General features: G+C 41.0%; 9 protein-coding genes. 1 reads left to right on the top strand and 8 read right to left on the bottom strand.

Going from position 1 to position 17260, the window contains the following annotated elements; genetic code table 11:
* The first annotated feature begins 7 nt into the window (after positions 1 to 7).
* Positions 8 to 2686: a zinc-dependent metalloprotease gene (locus tag L0M98_RS20485; protein ID WP_227217503.1), complete on the top strand. Its 2679-nt coding sequence runs from the start codon at positions 8 to 10 to the stop codon at positions 2684 to 2686.
* A 322-nt stretch (positions 2687 to 3008) separates the two neighbouring features.
* Here L0M98_RS20485 and L0M98_RS20490 read toward each other — a convergent pair whose 3' ends face one another.
* From L0M98_RS20490 to L0M98_RS20525, 8 genes are all read right to left on the bottom strand, one after another.
* Positions 3009 to 4616, bottom strand: a complete 1608-nt coding sequence (locus tag L0M98_RS20490) for a PKD-like family lipoprotein (RefSeq protein ID WP_227217502.1) — start codon at positions 4614 to 4616, stop codon at positions 3009 to 3011.
* 23 nt (positions 4617 to 4639) lie between these two features.
* The gene (locus L0M98_RS20495) at positions 4640 to 5317 is read right to left on the bottom strand and encodes a DUF4843 domain-containing protein (protein WP_227217501.1); all 678 of its coding nucleotides are present in this window, start codon (positions 5315 to 5317) and stop codon (positions 4640 to 4642) included.
* Between the two features lie 14 nt (positions 5318 to 5331).
* Positions 5332 to 6774 carry a RagB/SusD family nutrient uptake outer membrane protein gene (locus tag L0M98_RS20500; protein ID WP_186976988.1) on the bottom strand — a complete coding sequence of 481 codons (1443 nt, stop codon included), beginning with the start codon at positions 6772 to 6774 and terminating at the stop codon, positions 5332 to 5334.
* Positions 6775 to 6784: 10 nt separating this feature from the next.
* Positions 6785 to 10237, bottom strand: a complete 3453-nt coding sequence (locus tag L0M98_RS20505; RefSeq protein WP_227217499.1) for a SusC/RagA family TonB-linked outer membrane protein — start codon at positions 10235 to 10237, stop codon at positions 6785 to 6787.
* A 96-nt stretch (positions 10238 to 10333) separates the two neighbouring features.
* A complete protein-coding gene (locus L0M98_RS20510; protein ID WP_099290698.1) occupies positions 10334 to 11524 on the bottom strand; it encodes a FecR family protein in 1191 nt (396 codons plus the stop codon).
* A gap of 153 nt (positions 11525 to 11677) precedes the next feature.
* Positions 11678 to 13978, bottom strand: a complete 2301-nt coding sequence (locus tag L0M98_RS20515) for a Gldg family protein (protein ID WP_227217498.1) — start codon at positions 13976 to 13978, stop codon at positions 11678 to 11680.
* 15 nt (positions 13979 to 13993) lie between these two features.
* Positions 13994 to 14926, bottom strand: coding sequence for an ABC transporter ATP-binding protein (locus L0M98_RS20520; protein WP_099290696.1), 933 nt, complete (start codon positions 14924 to 14926; stop codon positions 13994 to 13996).
* Positions 14927 to 14950: 24 nt separating this feature from the next.
* Positions 14951 to 17248 carry a Gldg family protein gene (locus tag L0M98_RS20525; protein ID WP_227217497.1) on the bottom strand — a complete coding sequence of 766 codons (2298 nt, stop codon included), beginning with the start codon at positions 17246 to 17248 and terminating at the stop codon, positions 14951 to 14953.
* Positions 17249 to 17260: the final 12 nt, after the last annotated feature.

Here is a 17260-nt window from a genome sequence, read left to right on the forward strand (position 1 = left end):
TAAAGTAATGAATAGAAATATAGTTATATCCATTTTATTGCTCGTGGCTTTCTGTTTGACAAACACGGTGAATGTCATGGCAAAGAGCGAACGGAAAAAGAAAAAAACGGAAAAAGTTGAAAGTCCGGAGCTGACGAAATACGAAAAACTTTTCAAGGATAAAAAAGTAACAACGGCAGAAGGATTGTTCACGCTCCGCCAAGTGAATGGAAAAGTTTATTTTGAATTTCCGAAAACATTATTAAACCGGGAATTCCTTTTAGGCTCAACCATCGTGGAAATCAGCGATAACGGTAACGGTCTGGTGGGGCAAATGCCTTATGAACCAATGCACGTGACCTTTACTCTACGGGATTCGACTTTGCAAATGTGTATAGTGGAATTGCTCGCGAACGGACAGACACCAATTTATACGGATTCAAAAGACGAAAACACACGCGAAGCTATCCGGAAAAGTAGCGCCCCGGCTATAATTAATACATTCAAAGTAGAAACTTACACCCCGGATAGCAGTGCGGTTGTTGTCGATATGACAGCGTTCTTCACGGAACATCGGGATGAAATGAATCCATTTTGGGGACCGAGTAAACGTACCGTAGAATACGGTTGGGCAGGTCGTGCCGTTAAATTCAAAAAGGAACTTTCAAAAATCGACACGATAAAAGCTTTTGAAAATAACGTGTCTGTTGTCACGACTTTAAACTATGACCAGGATATTATTGTAGGCGGGCAATATCTTGTTGCCAAAGATGAGCCCGTGACGGCAAAACTTAACCGCACCCTTATGATTCTCCCGGAAGAGAAAGATATCATGTGTCCTCGGTTGGCAGATCCTCGTGTTAATATCAACACGATAGCCCGAATGAATATGAACACGAAGGTAGATCGTGCCACGATGACACACTATATGACTCGTTGGAATTTGCAACCGAAGGACATGGAAGCCTATAAACGGGGCGAACTCGTGGAACCGGTAAAGCCGATCGTGTTCTATATTGACAATCTTTTCCCGCAAGGCTGGAGCGAATATATCACGGCAGGTGTCCTTGAATGGAATAAAGCATTTGAAGCTATCGGTTTCAAAAATGCCATTCAAGTAAAGCCTTTCCCAAAAGATGATCCGAATTTTGACCCGGATAATATCGCGTTCAATTGTATTCGTTATGCCCCGACCAGCATATACAGTACTGTGCCGGGTCCCCTATGGGCTGATCCTCGTTCCGGTGAAATTATGACGGCTTCCCTCTTTATCTTCCATGACGTGTTAAGCCAAATCAATTACGGACGTTTCATTCAAACGGCATCCAATGACGCCCGGGCTCGTAATATGAAATTACCCTTGGAAGTTTTCGGTGAAGGATTAAAAGCCATGGTTGCCAACAATACGGGAACAATGCTGGGTTTCCTATGCAACGCTGCCGCTTCCAATGCTTACCCGACTGACTCCTTGCGTTCGGCTTCTTTCACCCAACAATACGGAATCAGTCCGTCGATTATGGATGAATTGGGATATAATTACGTGGCACAACCGGAAGATAAGAACGTGGTACTCGTTCAGAGTAAAATCGGACCTGCCGATTACTACACCGTGCAAGTAGCTTATCAACCTAACCCTGCGGCCATGACACGAGAAGCGGATTATGAAATAGTCAAAAAATGGATTGCTGAAAAAGCCGGAGATCCTATTTTCCGCTATGGCAAAAGGCAACGCTTGTTGACCACGTTCGATCCGACTGCCCTCCCGAACGATTTGGGCGATGATGCGCTTAAAGCCAGTACTTACGGTATCAAGAATTTGAAATACATTCTTGAGAACATGAACGATTGGTTGGATAATCAAGATATTGATTACGAATACCGGAATATGCTTTACAGGTATTTGGTATATCATTTTGAACAATACTTGTTCAACGTGTATATAAATATCGGGGGATTCAAATTGAACGAACATTTCGTGGGTGACGCTATGCCTTCGTTTATACCTTTAAGCAAGGATTTACAAAAACGTTCTTTGGCTTTTGTCATGAATGAGTTGAAAAACATGGATTGGATTGACAATTACAGCGTAACGAAGAATTTGGCATTCGACGGTTCGCAAGCTCGCCGCATACTACAAACTTATTTGATTAGCATGCAAAACGTAACAACCGAATTGTTCATCACCAAGCGATTGTCCCTCGTGGCATATAGGGATAAAGACAACTATACCCCTCAAGAATACCTTGAAGATCTTTACGCCCACATCTGGGACTCCACGATAAAAGGCAAAAATGTTACAGAGGCAGAGCGTATTATGCAAAACGAATTTATCCGTCGGACTCGTGATCTTGTCGATTTTAACGGTAAGAAAGACCCGTTCGGACAAGTATATGCAACAACACCCAAAATACCAAGTGAAGAAGAGATATTACGCCAAATCAAACAAATGCGCAATGTTGAAATCCCGACAGAGATGCGTCTTGTGGATAATGCCTTGAAAACCAATCCGACAGCAGGGTTTGGCAGTCGTTGGTTGGTACAGAATGTCGCGGTAGATAATACAAATCATTTGTGGAATGCCCTTTACGGGAAAGCTATCAAATTAATAAACCAGCGCAAAGGCACGGGAAATGTTGAAACCCAAGCACATTACGATTATTTATTATATTTGATTAATCGCTCTTTAAAGAAAGCACCTAAGTGGTAAAGTAGATACTCGGGATAGAAAAGGGGCTGAATTCAGTGTTTAGAATTCAGCCCCTTTTTGTTCTTGTGCCTTACACTAATAATTTTTTCCCAAGAATGTATTCTATAGAAAATTTCATTGGTATAGGCGGAAGTGTTTGGTAAGATAAAAGAAGATTATTAGAGAAGGGGTATTGTGGACACCGTGTCGCAAGAGTTGTATTTGCACTATAAAATGTAAGAAGCCCGCCTAACTTTTTTTTGTTAGGCGGGCTCTTGCTTGATGTTTTATATTACGATTGTACTTGGAATGAATTTTTTAGTCCTTGCTTGAATGAATTACATTACATCCACGTACTTCCATTCTTGAATCTCACGCTAATAATTTCTTCTCCAAATTTCTTTTCAAAAGAGAACATCCTATGAGGTACTTCATTGGTGTATGCTGGTGCAGAAACTTCTTCCACGTAAAATTTCCCGTTTGCTAATCCGATTCCTGCGATCCAAGCATTATATATTTCAGTGTCAATAGATGTGATATCAGCCTCAAACGTGTCATATAGGATGATAGTTCCTGTAGTGCGGTTTAGTAACCATAATTCATTGTTATGGGTAATTAATACATATCCTAGAAGTTGTTTTATTCCCCATGCACTAGCGTCTGTGTAACCGGTGTTGAATATGTTTTTACCGTTGCCGATAATATTACTTAATACTTGTTGTGTTGCTTCCGGTAATACTTGTTGTTTTATGGTTGATATAGCAGGTTCGTCTCCATATTTGGTGCTATTTAAACCAAAATCATAGGAATAAAAGATTCCTTCAGGGTCTTGTAAAATTGCATGGAATCTGATAGCGTCCGGATAATTATTCCATTTGTATGCGCCACAATGAATCATTTTCATGTCCCCGAGGTTATCAATTCGTGTGACGTCACTTGATTCGTATGCATCGTGTGGAACGAATGGTGCCGTGACTTTACCGGCAACTTGTTGGTCGCTATCCATGATTAGTAAAAATCTATGCAAATTTTTTTCATACAGTAACGTGTAACTTCCTGCTGTATAGCGATGGTGAATAACTCCAAGACCGTTTACTTCATGGGTGACTCCGTTTTCTTCAAAAGTGACCGGATCGTTTAGAAAATAACCTGTGTTAAATAGGAATTGACTACTCTTCTTGCGGCTGTACATTTTTCCGTCTTTTCCAATCACGAAGGTACTCCAAGTCATATCAACAATATCGAATGGTTCAAATCCGGCAGGGACACCATCAAGGAATTGATCTTTTAACAACACATCCTTTTCGAAACTGATTCCGGATACATCGAGCGAATTATTACCACCTTGTAAAATCCAAAAACTTCCGGTTTCACTATTATGGTTATAATCGGATTCGTGGAAATGTTGCATGATTCTTACCGGCTCTTGTCCTAAGGATTCTTTGTTGATCTCCTCGTAGACATTATAAAAATCTTTATAAGTATAGTAATTGGTTTCCGTGGCATTATAATTTGAATTGTAAGATTGCCGAAGGTAGGATAGAATGGACTCGTTACCTGCTCCTCTGGATAAGATCACAAATCCGTCAGTTTCATAAGGTGATTTGGTGGTGAGGATTGTGTGTTGACTATATATCGCTCCGGTTTTTTTATCTGTGATATGCAGGATGATGATACCTGAGCCTATCGTATCTGTAATATAGAAAAGGTCACGTGACTTGAATTTTTTTGTTCCGAATAATGTCCATTCGAAGTCAAAATTGCTAGAGGTAGTATCCCCGCTAAATGTTAATTCCGGTGAATATTGAAGAGTATCTCCGTAACTAATAGAACCAAATGAGAATGGTTCTATTGTAACACTATTTAATGATGTGTAATCGTAATTTCCCTTGTCATCATAACAACTTATGAATGCGAGAAAAATGATTAGGTATGCATATATTAATTTCATATTTGTAATAATTTAGCGTTCGATTAATTTACTGGAATTTCCATAGGAGTAACTCCGTCTTCTTCTGTAATACCTTCATCTTTGAGGTATTTCTTGAATTCAAGACATATTTTTCGTCTAACGGTAAATTCATATTCTGATAAATCTGTAATCTTGGTGAAACTGACAAACTCAGAGTACTTTTTAGCACTCCATTCTCCCAAAAACAATGTTTCAACCTCTTCATCCCACCAATCAGGTTTGCTAGAGATGTTGTTGAAAATTATTCTAGCTGCTTGATTCGCTTTAAGACCGGGGGTAAAGTTTTCATTCTCGACTATCCGAATATAAAGAGTTACCTCTTTTCCTTCAAGCTCCTTATTGAATAATTTGATATAGACTGTATCTTTTATTTGATTGGCAGGGAATTCTTGTATAAGGTCAAAAGAGTATTGTTCTGCGTTTGCAGTGGTAGAATCGGCATCGACTTTTAATTGGTATGGAGTTGGCCTCGATACGAGATCCCCGGCCAATAGTACTTCAACAGCGATCTCTTTTTCTGTTACTCCCGGGTAGTGGGTAAATGACAGAACTGTAGCACTGTCAGGTACTTCCGGTTTCGAGAAATGCAGGTATTTCACGGACTTGTACTCGTAAGTCTTGTCCTCCGAGCAAGCCCAAAGTATAATAAAACTGAATATCAGAGAAATAAATGTTTTCATATTTGAAGGGTTTGTTAGTTAATATTTTCATTATCAGGTGTGGGGATAACGAATATAGTACCCCTGCTTAGTGTTTGGTTGAATTTTTTATACCAATAGAAAGCTTGTCCCTCTACCATTAAATCTTTATGAATCTCCTTAATCAATTCTTTTTCAAAAGATGCTTCGTTAGTGATATAGTTTTTAATCGGATCACTTAAAATACCTCGAACATTACGAACTTGATCAATCATCTTAAAGGCTTCTTCTGACTGATTATTTTTATATAGGTATTCGGAAGCGATGTAGTACATTTCACTAACCCGGATCATGGGAATTGCGTCTTCGCCATATGATTTCCCGGTTTGAGAGGTATATTTTAAAGGATATTTATTAGATGAATAAGTACCGAGGAAGGTTAAGTATCTGGTATCTTCGGTAGGAGGATTCCATGAGTACCATTCCATTTGATTCAGATAAATATAAAAGGTACTTGTTCTGTCCGCCGTCGACCCGGGTAGATAAACTTTATAATTTTCAATTAATTTCTGGTTGGATAATACAAAAATTAATTCCTTGTTGAGTTTGTGATTTTCAGGAAAAACGGAACCGTTTTGAAGAGTGAAAAAGTATTCACCACCTCCTTTTGCATTAATAACTTCCAAAGCGGCATCGTGTGCTTCTTTCAAATCACCGGCCCAAGAGTATACACGTGCGAGTGTCGCCACGATTGCATAATAATTCATACGATATCCTCTGTAGGCATAGAATAAATTGTCGGGAGGAATCAGGCTTCCTTCAATACGGTGGCCTATGGAAAAACGTTTTTTATGTTCCGGAAGTGTATCAAAAGTGGCAACAAGGTCTTTTGCGGTGAGCAGGTCGTTTTTGATCTTTTCAAGAGTTTGATCCACGGTTAAATGAGGCTCAAATGTTGATTTATAGCGATCGTAATAAGGAATATAAGTTTTGCCGTCATCCACCTTTTTGGAAGGAGCAAACAACCTCAGCATATCGAAATGCAGAAATCCTCTTAAGGCATAAGCCTCCCCCAAGATAAGGTTTTTACCTATCTCTCCTTCTTCGAATTGAGTAACCGGTTCATTTTTTACATTTTCGATAAGATTGTTACAATTGGCAATAGCGTTATAGGTTGCACTCCACATCTTTTCAAAAAGATTTTTGGAATTTACGGTCGTGAATCTACTGCTATATATGTCACTGTATGCTCCACTAAAATAACCGTTGCTATAAGTATGGGCGAGAATTTCCAAAGCTCCGTAAGACATTTCCTGTCCGTACATACTAGCTTCAGCCATGCTTTTGTAAATGCCGTTCAATGCTACTTGGTAGCCGTCTTCTTTAGCAAAAAGATCTTCTTCATTTATATTGGATTCGGGAGAAACCGATAGCCAGTCATTACAGCCTCCTAATATAAACGGTAAAATGATATATAAAAATAGTTTATTGAATTTCATGATATCTGTTTTAGAAAGTTGCATTTAATGTTATATTCATACTTCGGGCGAACGGGTAACTTAGACCTCTTTCTGCTTTTACAGTGGAAAGGCGGAATAGATCGTTGGCTCCGAGTTCTAGACGCAGCATGCTGACACCGATACGTTTCAATAACGTGGGATCGAAATCATAACTTAGAGAGAGAGAATTTAAACTTACCACGTTCTCGTTTTGGATGAAACGTTCTGTCGGCTGAGTTTTTTCACTACGCATGCCATCTGCTAAAGATTTATATTTAGCTCTATCTCCGGGTTTTTGCCATCTGTCTTTCAAAATTCTTTTGTCGACATTGTATTTGTATATATTGGCATCTTCCACTTTCTCCACCAGAGTCGAGTTATAATATTGTCCCCCGTATTTATACATGAAGGAGGTAAATAACGTCCAACTTTTATATCGGAGATTGAAACCGAAAGAACCTTGAATATCCGGCTCTGAGTCCCCTAATGCTACTTGGTCGGATGCGTTCCATGTATAAGTGATCTCGCCATTCTTTTTCACGAAAATTTCTTTTCCGTTCGTCGGATCTATACCAAGGGAACGCACGGCATAAATCGGCGTCAACGATCCTCCTTCCACGTATTGTTTGAACGGTTCGGATATACTATTGTTCCCTGTAGCAGAATTATATACGAGCGTATTTTTATCATTGAAATGGTCTTCTACTTTTTGATTGTACGCTTTCAAACTTTCTGCAATCTTCACGAATTTACGTTTGTCATGTGCTAAATTGAAATAAACGTTGAAATTCCAATCTGTTTTATTAACGATACTGCTCTTTAAAATGATTTCATAACCTTTTCCTTTCACTTCGCCAATATTGTCTTTATAAGTGGTGAAGCCAGTAGAACTGGGAATAGTGACATCATTCACCATGTCAACGGTTTTCTCGATATAATAATCAGCCGAAAGATTCAAAATCCCCTTAAAAATTTCAAAATCAATACCGAAATTTGTTTTGTATTTTTTCTCCCAGCCCAAATCTTCATTACCTAATGCGATAAGAGTGGCGCCATATCCTGTTTTATACCATTCGTCATCTATAGTTTCATACATGGTTTGTGCCTCGTACGGGGAGAAACTCACGTTTCCTGTTAATCCGTAACTCGTGCGTAATTTTAGAAGATTGAGCCAACCGATATTTTTGACAAAATCATAGTTGTGTAAATTTACGCCCACTCCACCGGACCAATACAAAGCCCATTTTTTATTATGTCCGAATTTTGACGAACCGTCGGTACGTATAGAGGCATCTAATAAGTAAATATCATTGTATGAATAGTTCAACAAACCGATAAAACCGATTAGATGGCTTACGTCTTTTGAGTTCGATGGTTTCTCTCTGACCTTTTCAGCATAACTGGGAGAGGAGAAAATACCGGAAGGAAATCCTTCATAAATCGTTGTTGTACTTTTGGAGTCTGTGCTAGAACCGTTCATGCCGAGATTGAAGTTAATATTGTGATTTTCAATACTTCGATTATATGAAAGATTAGCTGTGAATTCCCATGATGCACTTTTCCCGTCACGTTGGGTTAAAGAACCGGACGTTAAATTGGTTACGGACAAAGGATTCGTGTTTCTTTTAGATTTGGGATCCACGAATTTTTTCCCTTCACTGATTGTTTGGGTAACCTTGAATGTCCCTTTAGCCAGTAAGTGGGGTGTAATAAACCAATTTATGCCTAATTCGTTTTCCAGAAGGTCTTCTTTTGTGCGGTCGAAACTCGCTAGAGTGGCTTCCCATAAAGGATTAACGATATCAGTTTGCTTAAGTTCAGAGTTCCATTGTGTAGTTTCTGGCAAATAGTTGCCATTCTCATCTTTATATTTGTCATAGGGTAACTTCTTGGTGTATTCCGAGAAACTACCGTAGGGAGATTCTTTACTTTTGGTTTGTTGGTAAACGATTTTATCTTTGATTTGAAAATTACCCAATCGATAGTCAATACTAAATTCAACTCCGGCATTGTTACGACTGGATTCTTTCATGATACCGTCATTGTTTGCGTAAGTTAGATTTAAACCGAAACGTAAATCTTCATGTCCGCCTTCAAGGAATATACTGTGTTTGTGATTGAAAACGGTTCTTAACGGTTTGGATAACCAATAAGTGTCAACCCCTTCGATAATATTGTTTAGCTTGCTCTGGTACTCTCTATCTAGTTTTGCTTGATTATCCTCGTAGTATGAGTCTGACGGATCTGCTTTAAACACGTTGGCGGCAACCTCTGTCGCGAGTTTTTCTTTAGCATTCATCAGATTGTAATCACTTAAATCCGGGATGGAAAGCGTACCGGTCATGGAATAACTGACATTTATTTTACCCGGTTTGGGTGCTACCGTGGTAATAACCACCACGCCGTTCGCTGCACGGGAACCGTACATGGCAGTGGCAGCCGCATCTTTCAATATGGTCATGCTTTCAATCCGGTTCGGGTCAAAGTCATACACTTTCTGGATACTGACTTGGAAACCGTCCATGATAAAAAGAGGAAGGTTCGGGTTATTCTCCAAATTGGCTTTTGTCGTGTAGTTGGGGTCAAGTTCTTTTACTCCTGTCCCCGAGCGACCGCGGATATACATTTCCGGGAGGGTATTCGGGTCTGATCCCCACTGATTGTTTTCTTGTAGCCGAAATGAAGGGTCAAAAACTTGCAATGCTTTTATAACGTTAGTTTTCGATACCTTCAATAATTCATCTCTTTTTACGGATACAGAACTTCCTGTAAAACTTTCCTTTTTGATGTTGGCGTATCCCGTCACGACAACCTCATCCATCTGTTTTACATCTTCCTGCAATTTAATAACGATCTCGTTTTCATCGTTTTTAGGATTATTGCTTACTTTATAACTTTGTGTTTCAAACCCGATGAAAGAAATAACTAAGATAATACTATCCATTTTAGGTATTTCCAACTTGAACTTGCCATCCACATCGGTTACAACACCTAGTGTTGTGCCTTTGATTGTGACGGTAGCTCCCGGCAAGGTAAATCCTTTGTCATCCAGTACTTTCCCTTTTATGGTCCGAGGTTTTTCAGTTTCCTTTTTATTGTCATCGGCAGGACGGATGATGATGACATCATCTTCAATCTCGTAAGATAGCTTGGTGCCTGCAAGTAAGGTCTTGAGGAAATCGTCAATGGATACATTTTGAAGGTCGATATTACGTTTCCCGTATTTATTAACCTCTTCTACCCGATACAGGAAACGATAGTTCGTTTCCGTTCTGACGGTTTTAATCATTTCGTCGATGGTTGCGTTTTCCATTTTAACGCTCACTTTGATGACTTGTGCGGTAGCGTTCACGTCGAAATACATCGTTGTGATAAGCGCTATCAAGAGGCTTGCTCGTAAAATCCGAAGAATTTTCTCCCACCTTTGATGAAAATCAAAGGTGTACTTCCGTTTTTTTTCCATAACTTTGAGTACTTAATAGTTTAAATAATCGATTTCTAAATAGACTTGTTTATGAGTTGGTTACAAATGGGAGGATGGATCAGATCCTCCTGTTTTTTATTGATTAATAACTTCTTCCACTATAATATTATTTCCATTCACTTTGAACCGTATGGATGTCGCTTTTTCTATCATCCCGAGGGTCTTTCTGAAATCCCCGTATCTCTCCAGATCTCCCGTGAAATGGTATTTTTTCACTGCCGGGTTGACATAGAACACGTTGATATTATACCAACGGGAAAGTGTTGTCATGATCTCTTCGAGCGGTTTGTTTTCAAACACGAACAATCCTTCCTTCCATGTCGTGTATAAACGTACATCTACTTTGCGGGTAGTCAGATTACAGGAATGTTTTTCGTAAACAGCCTGATGGGATGGAGTTAATGTTACATTTTGCTTTTTATCCGACACGTTAACAGAACCCTCGCATAGCGTAGTTTCGATAACATCGGCATCCGGGTATGCCAAAATATTAAATTCCGTTCCGAGTACTTTCACTTCAATATTCCCGTTCGTTTTCACGATAAAAGGTTTTGCCGCGTTTTTTGTGACAGAAAAATAAGCTTCTCCGGAAAGCACAACTTCTCGTTTTGTTTCATCAAATTGAGCAGGAAATGACAATTCCGAATCCGAGTTTATCCAGACATGCGTCCCGTCCGGTAGGATAAGTTCATATTCTCCGCCTTTTGGAACTTGTATTGTATGTCGTTTATGTTTGATGTTTAAAGAATCTGCTTGTCGTTTGTATTCTAATGCATTTCCGTTGTTGATGGCAATAATTCCGTTACCTAAATCAAGTGTTTGTTGCGTGGATTGTTGTGATAAACTGATTTGCCTTCCTTCCGGTGTGATTAATATCGCTTTTGAACTTCCTGCATGAATTTCAGCTACGGGAAGAACCTCTTGTTGTGTTTTGTCATACCTCGGGACAAACAAGCCGATCGTGATGGCCACTATCGCGACAGCGGCAGCACTAGACCACCATAAAAGTGTACGGGATTTTGTTTTGTGCGCGGGCGCAATTTGTTTCTCGACCTTTTGCCATGAGGCATGAGGGTTAACGCGATGGAATTGCTGATCCCGAGAACGTTTATTGTCGGGATTTAAGATTCGCTCATGCAACTTGGCTCCGGAAGAGTGTTCTGCTTGCCATTGTTGCAATTCGGCTTCTTCCTCCGGTGAAAGCTCTCCTGCCATTTCTTTGGCAATGAGTTGTGCGATACGGTATTCTTTTGTGTATTCTAACATAAATATAGACGTTACAAAACTATTATCTATTTACAGAACACGGGATAAGGTCAAAAGGATGAATGGAAAATTATTTTTTTTGATAGAAAATGGAATTTTTTTTATACTTCCCCGATTCTTCCTTGTACGGGAGAATCGGGGAAATAAAGAGATTTATTTTTTCCTGCGCCTCCACCACAATGCAAGGCTTAAGAAAGTCAAGATACCGGGGAAAACACCCATGAAGAGAATTTTTAACCAGACACCGGACTTTTCATTCAAGTAAACCTTATTGTCGGAGGAACGTTTCCGGTTGGTATCTATCGGGTATTCTCCGTTCGTGAGAAGACGGAATGATTCCGTGACAACCGTGAAATTAGAGGATTCGATCCCGTTTCGTTGGCGTGTAAGTTCACCGTTTCCGATGCAATCCGCATCCCCGAGAACTATGATGCCTTGTTTTTTGCCGTTTATCTGGCGGGTTAAATACATCATGGTTACATTTGCCTGTTCGATTTCTCCGATAGCAGGATTGATGCGTGCCGTATCTTCAACGAAGTTCGTCGTTTCCAGTTCGCTCCATGAACCAGTGGAGTCGGTTGTCATCAATGGAATTATCGTGAAATCTTTCTCTTCTATTTGCTTGATCCCGACAGTGGAAGGCATCGTGATCTTGTAACCGAAATATGCCGCATCGCTGAATCTTTTGCTTAAATCTTCAGCGGCTTTAGTGATGGAAGATAAAATCAAATCTGCCGGATAATCCTTGCTCTCCTGCACGAGAATACCCGGCATGAAAGTTAATCCCAAATTTGCTAACGTGGGGTTCATTTGTTCTTGGCGACGAGGTTCTCCGGCGATAATCAGATTACGCCCTTCGGCGATATAACCATCAATCATACCCTGTTCTTTGGAAGAAAGTGGGGTGCGGATATCTGAAATCACGAGAATATCCACTTCATCGGGTATTCTATCTAGGGTATCAAGAGCGAGTGTAGTAATATCAAAACCTTGATTAATAAGTGAATTACGGAATCCTTTATACTGAGAGAATGCATAATAATCCCGGTCACCACCCCCGTTTATATTTCTCTCACCGTGTCCGGTAATGAAGGCAACCAAAGGCGCTTTTACGACCATGCGTTTAAGAGCGGCAGTGATCTCGGTTTCCGTGGGGAAGCGCATATTATCGTCATAAAGGCGGAGGTATGATTTTTGTCCGTTGCCTCGTTCCAACACCCGTACGAATTTGTTGTACTCGGCAGACAGGTCTTCTGTTTGCTGTATTTGTTCGGGATTCAATACTTGATCTATATTCCAATCAAGAGCTTCACATATTTTTTGAGCACGTTGTTCGTCGCTTAAACCGGGATAGCGTTGAGCAAGACTCGGGTTGTCTACTTTGTCGTAATAATAAACGTATTTCATCTTGATCTCCGGTTTGAAGCGTATATATTTCTCGAACCGTTCGATATCTTGATTGTGATAACGGGGCAATACCCGGAAATAATCTTCGTCAAGAATGTTGACATAAGAGGTGATAGTCAGGGGACCATCCAGTTGTTCCATGACGTCCAGACTGTTTTGAGTCAAAGTGTTATCTTTCATTTCGGTTGCATCATAATAACAGCGAAGTGCGGGACGGGATGAAACATAACCGATCAAAAGAGTCACGACAATAATTCCTCCATAGCGAAGTGCGGATTGTGATGCGGTACGTTTGGTTCTTTCGGATTGTAAACGTAAAATGGAAAATATAATGAAAAGAATAATTACCAGTAGGAAATAAAGTAGATCTTCGCTGGTAATAAGACCTTTAAAGAATGTGTCTGCACGCCCCGAGATGGAAAGCCAGTATGTGATATCCCTCACGAATGGGATTTCCTGACCGACATTCCCGATATAGTTGAGTACGGCAAGTATGGCAAGAGTCCCCACGGCTGCAACAACCTGATAAGACGTGAGCGAAGACATGAATAACCCGATTGCCGCGTAAGCACAAATCATGAGGAATATTCCCAGTAAAGCAGTCAAGGCAAACGACGAATCAATATCCTTGATCGTGAAAGCCGTGAAGGCATAATAAACGAATAATATGGCTACTAGAATCAAGGCGTACACGATCATGGAAAGATATTTCCCAAAAATGATTTGCCGGTTTGTGATCGGGGATGAGTACAATAATTTAATAGAACCACGGTTATACTCTTGGCTCATAAGCCCCATCGTGAGTAATGGAATGTATAGGAACAAATGTTCTTGCATACTGGAAATAGCTCCCTGCCAACCGAGCAAGAGGCGTCTGGTTGCCCCGATAACAGTATACCCTAAAGCTTGGGAACGTAATGCATCACCCCATGCTTCGGCATAAGCCATTCCCGACTGGAAAGTGAAGATAATAAGAATAAGCCATGCTATCGGGGAATAAAATAGCGTGCTCAGTTCGTTTTTGGTTATCTTTAATATTGTTTTCATAGATAGAATTTGCGTTTACTGTTGTACTTTTTTTCCTGATAATTGAGCGAATATCGTGTCAAGAGCCAAGCGTTCCAGTTGTATCTCGGCTAATTCCCAGTTATTGGTAACACTGAGTTGTACGATATGTTCGCTAATATCCTTTGACGCGTCGAATTGCAGGCGATAGCTGCGGGGATCGAGCTTTTCCACTCGGGCAACGCCTTCTATCGCTCCTAGAGTTTGTTCGGATGGAGCTGCGTCAAATCTGACTAACAACGTGGAAGGGGCAACGTAATTGTTAAAATCGTCCATGCTGCCGGAAAATACGAGTTTACCTTGTTCAATCATTTTGATGTTATTACAAGTAGCTTGTACCTCGGACAAGATATGTGTCGATAACAATACGGCATGATCAGTAGCAATTTCTTTTATCAAGTGGCGTATTTCTACAATCTGGTTCGGGTCAAGACCATTTGTCGGTTCATCAAGGACAACAAAACGGGGATTATGGACAATGGCTTGTGCGATGCCCACGCGTTGTTGATATCCTCCCGACAGATTGTTGATAATACGTTCGCGGAAATGTGTGATATCACACCGTTTCATGGCACGTTCCACGGCAGCCGGGATTTCATGTGTCGGCATTAGCCGAAGGTGTGCGCAATAAGTCAGATATTCTTCCACGGTAATATCCGGGTATAGTGGCGGTTTTTGGGGAAGGAACCCGATATGTCTTTTGGCTTCCACCGGGTTCGTCCGTAGGTTGTAGCCGTTAAGGTAAACTTCCCCTTCAGTCTGGTTCAGCACGCCGCATATAATATTCATTGTGGTGGACTTCCCGGCACCGTTGGAACCGAGCAATCCTAACACCCCTTTTTCTTTGATCTCAAAGTTTATATCTTCTATAGCCCATTGTATATGATACCGGTGAGACAAATGCTCGACCTTTACTATTGAATCTTCCATGTGTTATAATTTAAAATTTAGCTATTAAAATTTCTTTCTCTTGTACCATACCATAAAGCCAATGAAGGCCAAGATAAACGGAATGGCGCCCAGTGCGAATGCTGAAATCCAAGGAGTTGCTGCCCGGCTGACAAGAATCCTGTTGTCAATAGCTTCCGGGCGGGATGTATCGATAGGGAATTCCCCGTATGACAGCCATTTGAACGTTTCGCTGATGAAGTCGAAATTGACGGCGAAAATTCCGTTCCGGCTATTCATCAGTTCCGTGTTGCTGATACAATCGGCGTCACCCGTGACCACGATGCGTTGTTCCTTGTTTCCCCTTTGGCGGGTAAGCGAGAGAATGACAGGATAAGACTGTTCCTTTTCCCCGATAGCCTCGTTAATGGATAACTCCCCGTCCAGAAAATCGGTTGTTTCCAGTTCATTCCAACTATTCTCCTTAAGCGTCATGGCAATAGGTTTTACAGTGTATCCTTTGTCCGTGCTATAATGTAAAGGAGAGGCATCCGGCATAACGATTGAGGCTCCCCATCGTTTGAGTTGGGCGTACCGGGGACTTTGTGCGGCGGCATTATCCGTTAGTTTCGCGGTGACAACGGATGGCAGGTAATCTTGATTACGTTGCACGAGGGTTCCCGGCATGAGTTCTATCCCGAATCGGGCGAGCAAGGGATTCATCGCTTCTTGACGATGGGGTTCCCCAAGGATGAAAAGATTACCGCCCCGTTCTATATAATGTTCCAATCTTGTCATTTCTTCTTCGGAAAGAGGGCTACGCATATCGGCAATAACCAGAATGTTAATGTCTTCTGGAATATCGGAGTCTTTAATAGATAATTCCGTGGCATCGAATCCTTGGTTGATCAGGGAGTGACGGAAATAAATACTTCGGGCGAACGTGTAATAGTAACGGTCGCCGGCACTATTCACGTTACGTTCCCCGTGTCCCGTGAGAAAAGCAACTTTAGGGGCGGGGACTAGGAAGCGTTTCAACGCTGTAGTGATCTCGGTTTCCGACGGGTGCTTCATCATGTCATTGTAAAGACGAAGAGTGGTTTTCTGACCATTTTCCCGTTCCAGAACGCGAAGGAAACGGTAACCTTCCGACTTGAGATCAATAACCTTGTCAATCTCCTCCTGCGATAGGAACATGTCAAAATCAAGTTCCATGATCTTGCAGATACGCTCGGCACGCTCTTTCCCTTGTAACTCCTCGAAACGTCCATCGAAAGAAGGTTGAACCGATGGAGCGTAATAATAGACGTACTTCATTTTGATCTCCGGTTTAAAACGGACATACTGTTCGAAACGGGAGAAATCTTCTTTTAGTTGGCTCGGGAGTGCGCTACCGTAATTCGCGTCGAGGATATTCATGTAAGTCGTGATGGTTAATCCCCCGTCCAGATTTTTTACAACTTCCTGACTGCCGGGAGTCAGGGTATTTTTCTTTAAAGCGGTTGCGTCATAATAAAATTTACTTGTCGGAAGAGAGGATACATACCCTATGATCAATGCGCACGCGATAACCGCGAAATAGCGGGCAAATGTAACAGCCTTGCTTCTTTTCTTGCGGGCAGCCTGCAAGCGCATGATAGATAAGATAATAAATAGAGAAATTACGATAATGAAATATAGCACGTCTTCACTGCAAATCATTCCTCCAAGAAATTGATAAGCGCGTCCCGAGATGGATAGCCAATACGTGATATCCCGCACGAAAGAAATATCCTGTCCCACGTCACCGATAAAATTCAAAACGGCAAGGACTGCAAGTGTACCCATCGCTGCCACGACTTGATAAGACGTGATGCTTGACATGAAAAGCCCTATGGCGGCATAGGCGCAAGTCAGTAAATAGAGTCCCAGCAATCCGGTAAGAACGAATGCGATATCCATGTTCTCGATGGTAAAAAATCCGAAAATGATATAAATCAGAAGTATGCCCATGAGCATTGCCCCGTAAATTAACATGGAAAGGTATTTTCCTAGAATAATCTGTGTTGTCGTTATCGGGGAAGAATATAGAAATTTGATAGAACCGCTGCTTAATTCCCGACTCATGATTCCCATGGTGATCAGGGGAATATAGAGATACAGGCTTTTAAGCATGGAAACCAACAACCCTGTGTATCCGGCAAAAGTATTCAATGTCACTTCTCCCAGCCCGTATTCCAAGGCTTGGCGTTTTAATTGTCCCCCGAAATTTTCACTGAAATTCAATCCAGCCTGAAAGGCAAAAATAACTAGGATCAGCCAAGATACAGGCGAACAGAATAAGATGCGAAGTTCCGTCTTCGCTAATCTGAATATTGTTTTCATGTTAGATGATTA

The sequence above is a fragment of the Butyricimonas sp. DFI.6.44 genome (assembly GCF_022132345.1).
GTDB classification, from domain to species: domain Bacteria; phylum Bacteroidota; class Bacteroidia; order Bacteroidales; family Marinifilaceae; genus Butyricimonas; species Butyricimonas muris.

What these genes read in the sequence shown, in the direction of transcription:
- L0M98_RS20525 (WP_227217497.1), bottom strand. Translation starts at nt 17,248, where the DNA reads ATGAAAACAATATTCAGATTAGCGAAGACGGAACTTCGCATCTTATTC.
- L0M98_RS20485 (WP_227217503.1), top strand. Translation starts at nt 8, where the DNA reads ATGAATAGAAATATAGTTATATCCATTTTATTGCTCGTGGCTTTCTGT.
- L0M98_RS20505 (WP_227217499.1), bottom strand. Translation starts at nt 10,237, where the DNA reads ATGGAAAAAAAACGGAAGTACACCTTTGATTTTCATCAAAGGTGGGAG.
- L0M98_RS20495 (WP_227217501.1), bottom strand. Translation starts at nt 5,317, where the DNA reads ATGAAAACATTTATTTCTCTGATATTCAGTTTTATTATACTTTGGGCT.
- L0M98_RS20515 (WP_227217498.1), bottom strand. Translation starts at nt 13,978, where the DNA reads ATGAAAACAATATTAAAGATAACCAAAAACGAACTGAGCACGCTATTT.
- L0M98_RS20510 (WP_099290698.1), bottom strand. Translation starts at nt 11,524, where the DNA reads ATGTTAGAATACACAAAAGAATACCGTATCGCACAACTCATTGCCAAA.
- L0M98_RS20520 (WP_099290696.1), bottom strand. Translation starts at nt 14,926, where the DNA reads ATGGAAGATTCAATAGTAAAGGTCGAGCATTTGTCTCACCGGTATCAT.
- L0M98_RS20500 (WP_186976988.1), bottom strand. Translation starts at nt 6,774, where the DNA reads ATGAAATTCAATAAACTATTTTTATATATCATTTTACCGTTTATATTA.
- L0M98_RS20490 (WP_227217502.1), bottom strand. Translation starts at nt 4,616, where the DNA reads ATGAAATTAATATATGCATACCTAATCATTTTTCTCGCATTCATAAGT.